This window comes from bacterium (genome assembly GCA_035529855.1).
GTDB lineage: Bacteria > RBG-13-66-14 > B26-G2 > WVWN01 > WVWN01 > WVWN01.
Genome location: DATKVX010000119.1, coordinates 1 through 5,609 on the forward strand (window position 1 = coordinate 1; position 5,609 = coordinate 5,609).

General features: G+C 59.4%; 6 protein-coding genes and 1 pseudogene. 2 read left to right on the forward strand and 5 right to left on the reverse strand.

Translation table 11 applies throughout. The annotated features are described in order from the left end of the window. Nucleotides 1-42 precede the first annotated feature (42 nt). The gene (locus tag VMX79_11785) at nucleotides 43-462 is read right to left on the reverse strand and encodes a hypothetical protein (protein HUV87778.1); all 420 of its coding nucleotides are present in this window, start codon (nucleotides 460-462) and stop codon (nucleotides 43-45) included. 1 nt (nucleotide 463) lies between these two features. After that, nucleotides 464-1,222, reverse strand: a pseudogene (locus tag VMX79_11790) (prolipoprotein diacylglyceryl transferase). Nucleotides 1,223-1,344: 122 nt separating this feature from the next. On the opposite strand from VMX79_11790, the gene cpaM reads away from it, so the two are divergent. Further along, nucleotides 1,345-2,928 (forward strand): corrinoid protein-associated methyltransferase CpaM, encoded by a 1,584-nt coding sequence (gene cpaM / locus VMX79_11795; protein ID HUV87779.1) that lies wholly within the window; start codon nucleotides 1,345-1,347, stop codon nucleotides 2,926-2,928. An 8-nt stretch (nucleotides 2,929-2,936) separates the two neighbouring features. Then, nucleotides 2,937-3,179 (forward strand): ferredoxin family protein, encoded by a 243-nt coding sequence (locus VMX79_11800; GenBank protein ID HUV87780.1) that lies wholly within the window; start codon nucleotides 2,937-2,939, stop codon nucleotides 3,177-3,179. Between the two features lie 75 nt (nucleotides 3,180-3,254). Here the strand turns inward: VMX79_11800 and VMX79_11805 are convergent, their stop codons facing one another. The 3 genes from VMX79_11805 to VMX79_11815 form a co-directional block, all read right to left on the reverse strand. Further along, a complete protein-coding gene (locus VMX79_11805) occupies nucleotides 3,255-4,247 on the reverse strand; it encodes a type II TA system antitoxin MqsA family protein (protein ID HUV87781.1) in 993 nt (330 codons plus the stop codon). A gap of 179 nt (nucleotides 4,248-4,426) precedes the next feature. Next, complete coding sequence (locus tag VMX79_11810) at nucleotides 4,427-4,786, reverse strand: toxin (GenBank protein ID HUV87782.1); 360 nt, start codon at nucleotides 4,784-4,786, stop codon at nucleotides 4,427-4,429. Between the two features lie 225 nt (nucleotides 4,787-5,011). Then, the coding region (locus VMX79_11815) for a site-specific DNA-methyltransferase (protein HUV87783.1) at nucleotides 5,012-5,609 on the reverse strand (598 nt) is incomplete at its 5' end.

Sequence of the window (5,609 nt, forward strand, 5' to 3'; positions counted from 1 at the left end):
GCTAACTTTCTCATCGCATCCGAACCTCGGGTTCTCGCCCTTTCAGCGGCGGGCCGGCTCGAGGTACCACCGGCCGCCGATTTTCCGTACGGTTATCTCGCGCGCCGCGCGCGGCCCCGTCGGCCTGGAGTGGAGGGGGTATAACACGATGAACTCCACCTCGTCGGCCGATAGGCGTTCGCGTTCTCCTATCTCGGCCCGGCCGTAATCGAGGTCGTCGCCGTCGTATCGTCCCGCCAATACTTCCGCGTACTCCGCCCGGCGACTTTCGACTTCCGCCGCCGGCAGGTCCGACCATTCGCTGCAGTATACCATCGAGGCCGCGCGTTCGAAATCCTTGGCCGCCATGTTGCCGTTGAAGGTCTCCACCGTCTCCTCGGGCGTGCCGCCGCCGCCCCCGCAGCAGGTCGTCGCGGCCCACGCCGCCGTAAAAGCCGCAACCGCTATCGCTTTGCGTGCCACGTTATACGGTTTGCCTCCGGCGCCGCGCCTCCGAGGAGATTACCAGCGCCGCGCCGAGCAAGGCGGCGCCCACGCTTACGAGCTGCGCCTCGGTCAGGCCCAGCCACAGCGGCTCGTTGGTTCGGACGAATTCCACCGAGAAGCGCTCCACCGCGGCCAATATCAGGAAGACGCCGAAGAGCCACCAGGGCGGCTTCTCGAGTCGGCGGAGCCGCCACAGGACGAAGAATATCGCCAGGTACATTATCATCTCGTATACCGGCGTGGGGTGGACCCGCTCCAGCGTCGGGACGATACCCTTGGGGTACGACATAGCCCAGGGTAAGTCGGAGGGGACGCCGTAGTCTCCGTCCCCGGCCAGTTGTCAACCGGCCCGGCCGAAGACGTAGCCCAACGCGATGGCCGGCGCCAGCGCGTCCCCGTACGGCCCGAGTTTCTGCTTGCGGACCTTCAGGAGGATGATTACGGCCAGCGCGCCGCCGATAAAGCCGCCGTACCAGGTGAAGCCGTAGCGCGACCAGAGTATCCCCACCGGGTCCGTCACGAATACGTCCCAGTACTCGAGCGCGTAGTTGATACGGGCGCCGACGAGGCTGCCTATTATCGAGACCACCAGCAACTCTGAGCTTAGTTTAAGCTGGAGGCCCCGGCGCTTGGCCTCCGCGCGGAAGACGAAGTAGGCCGCGAGAAAACCGAGCGCGGCCATCAAGCCGAAGGTCCCTAACTCGAGCGGGCCGATCTTGAAGAGGGTGGGCCACACGGCCGGAATAGTAACACGACCGGGCCGCGATGACAAGCTAACTGCTTAGTACGTTTTTGCCTTCACGCGTTATGTTTTTTGTGTAAGAATGGAGTTAGCGGCGACGGAGGCGCCGCGTCGTTATGTCGTATATCTATATGAAGATACTGGAGCTTATCCCGGAGGAATACGACCGGGGCGTCAAGAAGTTCGCCGCCACGGATTTCGAGGCCTTGCGCGACGACATGGCGGCGTCGGTGGGCCCGGGCGACCGCGTCCTCGACGTCGGCTGCGGCCCGGGCACCTTCGCGCTGCTCGCGGCCAGCCGGGGCGCCCGCGTCACCGGTTGGGACCGCAGCGCCGACATGGTCACGTTCGCCACCGGCAAGGCCGTGGAGCTCGAGCTGGCCGACAACGTCGAATTCGAGGTCCGCGACGCGCCGACCGCCCCGCTCGAGCGCGAGTCGTACGACGCGGTGGTTATGTCGCTCGCGCTCTCCGAGATGCGCGGCGCCGAGCAGCTCGCTACCCTCGAGGGTGCCCGGCACATGCTTCGGCCGGGGGGCAAGCTCGTAATCGTGGACGAGGCGCCGCCGCGGCGGCCACTGCGCCGCGCCTGGTATTATTTTAAACGGTTCTGGCTCAAGCTGGTCGTGTACGTCGTCGCCCGGGCCGTGACGCGGCCTCTTAAAGACCTGCCGGCAACCGTCGCCGGTCGCGGCTTCACGGTGACGCGAGAGGAGTACTTCGAGGGCGGCGCGCTGCTGTACCTGGTCGCCGAGAAGGACGCGACCCGGGCCGCTCCCGAAATCGCGGCCGTTTCGACGACGTTGACGTTGGGTGACCGCCTCGCGAACCTGGCCGCCTACTGCTCGCTCTATATGACGTTCCTGCGGGCCGAGCCGGGCCTTTATCGGGTGGGGGAGCCGGGGCCCGCGGCGCCGCTCCTGGTGACGGCCAGCTTCACGCTGACGTTCAACCTGGTGCGGCGGGCGCTCGCGGGGATGGACGCGTACGTGCTGGTTATCGATACGCGCGGCATAAATGTATGGTGCGCCGCCGGCGCCGGCAAGTTCGACGCCCGGGAGGTGGCGCTCTCGCATCGGGCGTTCCGCGTGGCGGAGGTGCCGCATCGCGAACCGGCGGTCTTGCCCAAGCTCGCGGCCACCGGCGTCTCCAGGCCCGAGCTGGAGGAGGTTTACGGCGTCGCCGCGGCCTACGGGCCGGTATACGTCTGCGACGTGCCGGCGTACGTCGCCGCCGGCTACCGCAAGAAGGCCGCGATGAACCGCGTCGACTGGGGCCTGGCGAAGCGGCTGGAGGTTACGTGGTTCTTCGCGCTGATGAACGCGGCGTTGGTGGCGCTGCCGCTGGCCGTTTTCCATAAGCTATATTCGCCTTTAGCGGTGGCCGCCGTCGCGGCGATATCGCTCGTAATCGGCGTGCTCTTCCCGTGGCTGCCGACGCGGCTTTATTCCATAAAGGGCCTGGCCGCGGCGGCGCTGGCGGCCGTACCCCTCTTGGCGTATAAATGGCTCGCCGGCGCCGGGGGCTCGAGCCTCGCGGCGTGGGCGGCGTTCCTGGCGTTCGCGGGGGTCCTGTTGGGCCTCGAGTTCTCGGGGAATACGTCGGTCTCGAGCCCGTCGCAGGTCCGGCAGGAGTTCAAGCCGGGGCTGGTGGCGCTCGCGGCGCTGGCGTTGGCCTTTGTATTACTAATCGTGTTATAATATAGGCGATGATCACGTACGAGCGCGATAAGTGTATCAGATGCGGGACCTGTTTCGACGTGTGCCCGCAGCTCACGATCGACTGGGGCTCGGACGGCTTCCCGGTCCAGGCGCGGCCGCAGGACTGCATGGAGTGCGGCGCCTGCGCGAAGAACTGTCCGGCGGGGGCGATACACGTCGAGGCCGGCGTCGGCTGCTTCGGCGCGCTGGTCAACGAGACGCTGTTCGGGAAGAAGGCCGGCTGCGGTTGAGGGCCGAAAGAGGCCTGAGAGCCGGCCGGAAAACAATAATGAAAAACGCCGCCCTAAGGGGCGGCGTTCTTGTACCTAAATTTGTAGCGCTTTCGCGTATTCGTACGTAATAATTTCGCCGTCTTTCGTATCTACGTAACCTTCTTCTTTATGAGAAAAGTCGGTTAGCTTCTTGGCGCTCCAACGGCCAAGGTGTTCTTTAATCTCCGCTAGTATTTTAAGTTCCGAGGGTTCGAAGATAACGAGGTCCGGTCGTATTTTAGGTTTCAATATTTTAACGGGGTATTCACCGTGGAAAACCTCGTCTTCTTCTATGGCGCCATCTCTTACTAGAGTACCGAAAATCAAAGCGTAGTCATTTAACGCGAAGCCGTAAGGTAGGTGGGCATACCTAGCCCCCGTTATGGAAGTAGCGTATTCCTTGAAGTGCTTAAAGTCCGCGTAGAATAGGAGTTTATTTAACGCGGTCTCGGTTATACCTCCTTTGCATAGATAAAGGATAGCGGCGTAAAGCTTATTAAGGTCGAGTTTTTTGAAGCCGCTAAGCCAAGAGGGTCCGTAGTCCGCGAGATGTTCATTAAAGAAATTTTCGAAAGAACACGAACGGAAATCCCCTTCTTTTAGGCTTTCTATTAAACGTTCCCTTTTGCTAGGGAGCATCGCTCCGGGTGTCTTGTCTAAAAGTAGAGACAAGTTCGCCGGTTCCGCAATAAGTTGAAGTTGCTTATCGTGTGCTTCGTCTTGAAGCGCGCCGTTCTCGTAGCGGCTTATTGTTGCCGCCCCCCAACCCAAGAGTTTGCTTAGCTCGGCTTGCGTTAAACCGTATTCCGAACGTAGGTTTTTTATCTCCTCAGGTTGGAGCAGTTTATGTCTCCGCCGGTATTCGCGGTATGCGTCGTCTAAGTGGTCCCGAGGGGATTTCGGGCCGTAGAAATCACCGCCGCATTCTAGGCATTTGAAGTATTCGTTATGTACGCGTATTTTTTCACCGCGTACTATTACCTCTTCTTCGCACCGGACTATTTCTAAGTCCGTTTCTTTCTCGCAGTAAGGGCATAAACCTTTCATCGTAGCCGCTCCTCCTTGCCTTCTCCATTGCCGTTAACCTGTTAACGGCCCCGCGCCGTTCTCGGCTTGATCTGCCGAGGCGAGCTGCTCCATAAAAAATGGCTACGATAATATATATATAAAAACCCGTGCCGAATATTAAAATCCGGGAAAGGGGTTTGGGGCAGCCACGTTTTTGATTATTCAGCATAAGGGTATTTTATCGGCCTTTCGGCGATATGAAAAGATAAGCATTTCGCTATTCTACCGATATCGGCAGCGCTGACTTTAAGCTTTATATAGACTTCCTTCCCGTATATATTCTTACCGAAAATCCAAACGGTGCCTGGTTGGCCATGGTCGGGTTCAGGGCCCGTCGAATAATTTTCCGGTTTTAGGTTATATATTTCGTTTTCCGCGTAAAACTTATTTATTTCCAAAGCTTGTCTCGTTAAATCGTATTCGTAACGGTTGACGAAGAATATTCCCCGGTGTTGTACCGCGGTTTCTTTAAATTCTTTAAGAAAACTTGCTACTTCTTCCCTCGTAGCTTGCGCCAAAGCTGGCTCCCTGTAACCTTCGTATAGGCGATGCCCTATCTCCTTTATTTAATATTATATATCATATGATATAAAAAGTCAACCCTTTTTTTATATGATAAGAAAAGCCGCCCCTCGGGGCGGCGTTCTTCTCTTCCATAAGTAGCGGCGGCCTTAAAGGCCGCCGCTCCGGTATATTATTTCTCCGCCGCGGCCTCCCCTGCCGCAGCGTAATTGGTCAAATCATTAAGTCGCTGATGCCTTGCAAAACAAGCTAGCCGTTTCTTTACTAAATCTCTCGCACGCGAGCTCGTAGTACTTCTCGTCCACCTCGACGCCGACGCTGTCGCGGCCCCACCTCGCCGCGGCGACGTTCGTGGTCCCGGTTCCCATAAACGGCTCGAGGACCGTGTCCCCCACGAAGCTGAACATACGGACGAGCCTTTCGGCGAGCTCGAGCGGGAACGGCGCCGGGTGCGCGCGCGTCGACGCGCCTGGGAGCTGCCATATCTGCTGAAACCACTTCCGGTGGTTCTCTTCGCCGATGACGCTTAATATCCGCGTCGCGGCCGACGGCTTGCGGTAGCCGCCGGGTTTCCGTTGCATCAAAATATACTCGACGTCGTTTTTTATTACGGCGTTGGGTTCGTAGGGTTTGCCGAGGAAGCTCGAGCCGTTGTCAACCTCGGGCTTGACGTTCGCGATCTTGTACCAAATTATGGGCGCGAGGTTGTCGAAGCCGATGGCGCGGCAACGTTCCTGGATGGCGGCGTGGAGCGGCGCGACGAAGTGCCGGCCCGCTTTCCGCCTCGCCTGGCACACGTCGCCCACGACCACCACCATT

Excerpts from the sequence above, each read along its gene's own strand:
- VMX79_11805 (HUV87781.1), bottom strand. The coding sequence starts at position 4,247 with ATGAAAGGTTTATGCCCTTACTGCGAGAAAGAAACGGACTTAGAAATA.
- VMX79_11800 (HUV87780.1), top strand. The coding sequence starts at position 2,937 with ATGATCACGTACGAGCGCGATAAGTGTATCAGATGCGGGACCTGTTTC.
- cpaM (HUV87779.1), top strand. The coding sequence starts at position 1,345 with ATGTCGTATATCTATATGAAGATACTGGAGCTTATCCCGGAGGAATAC.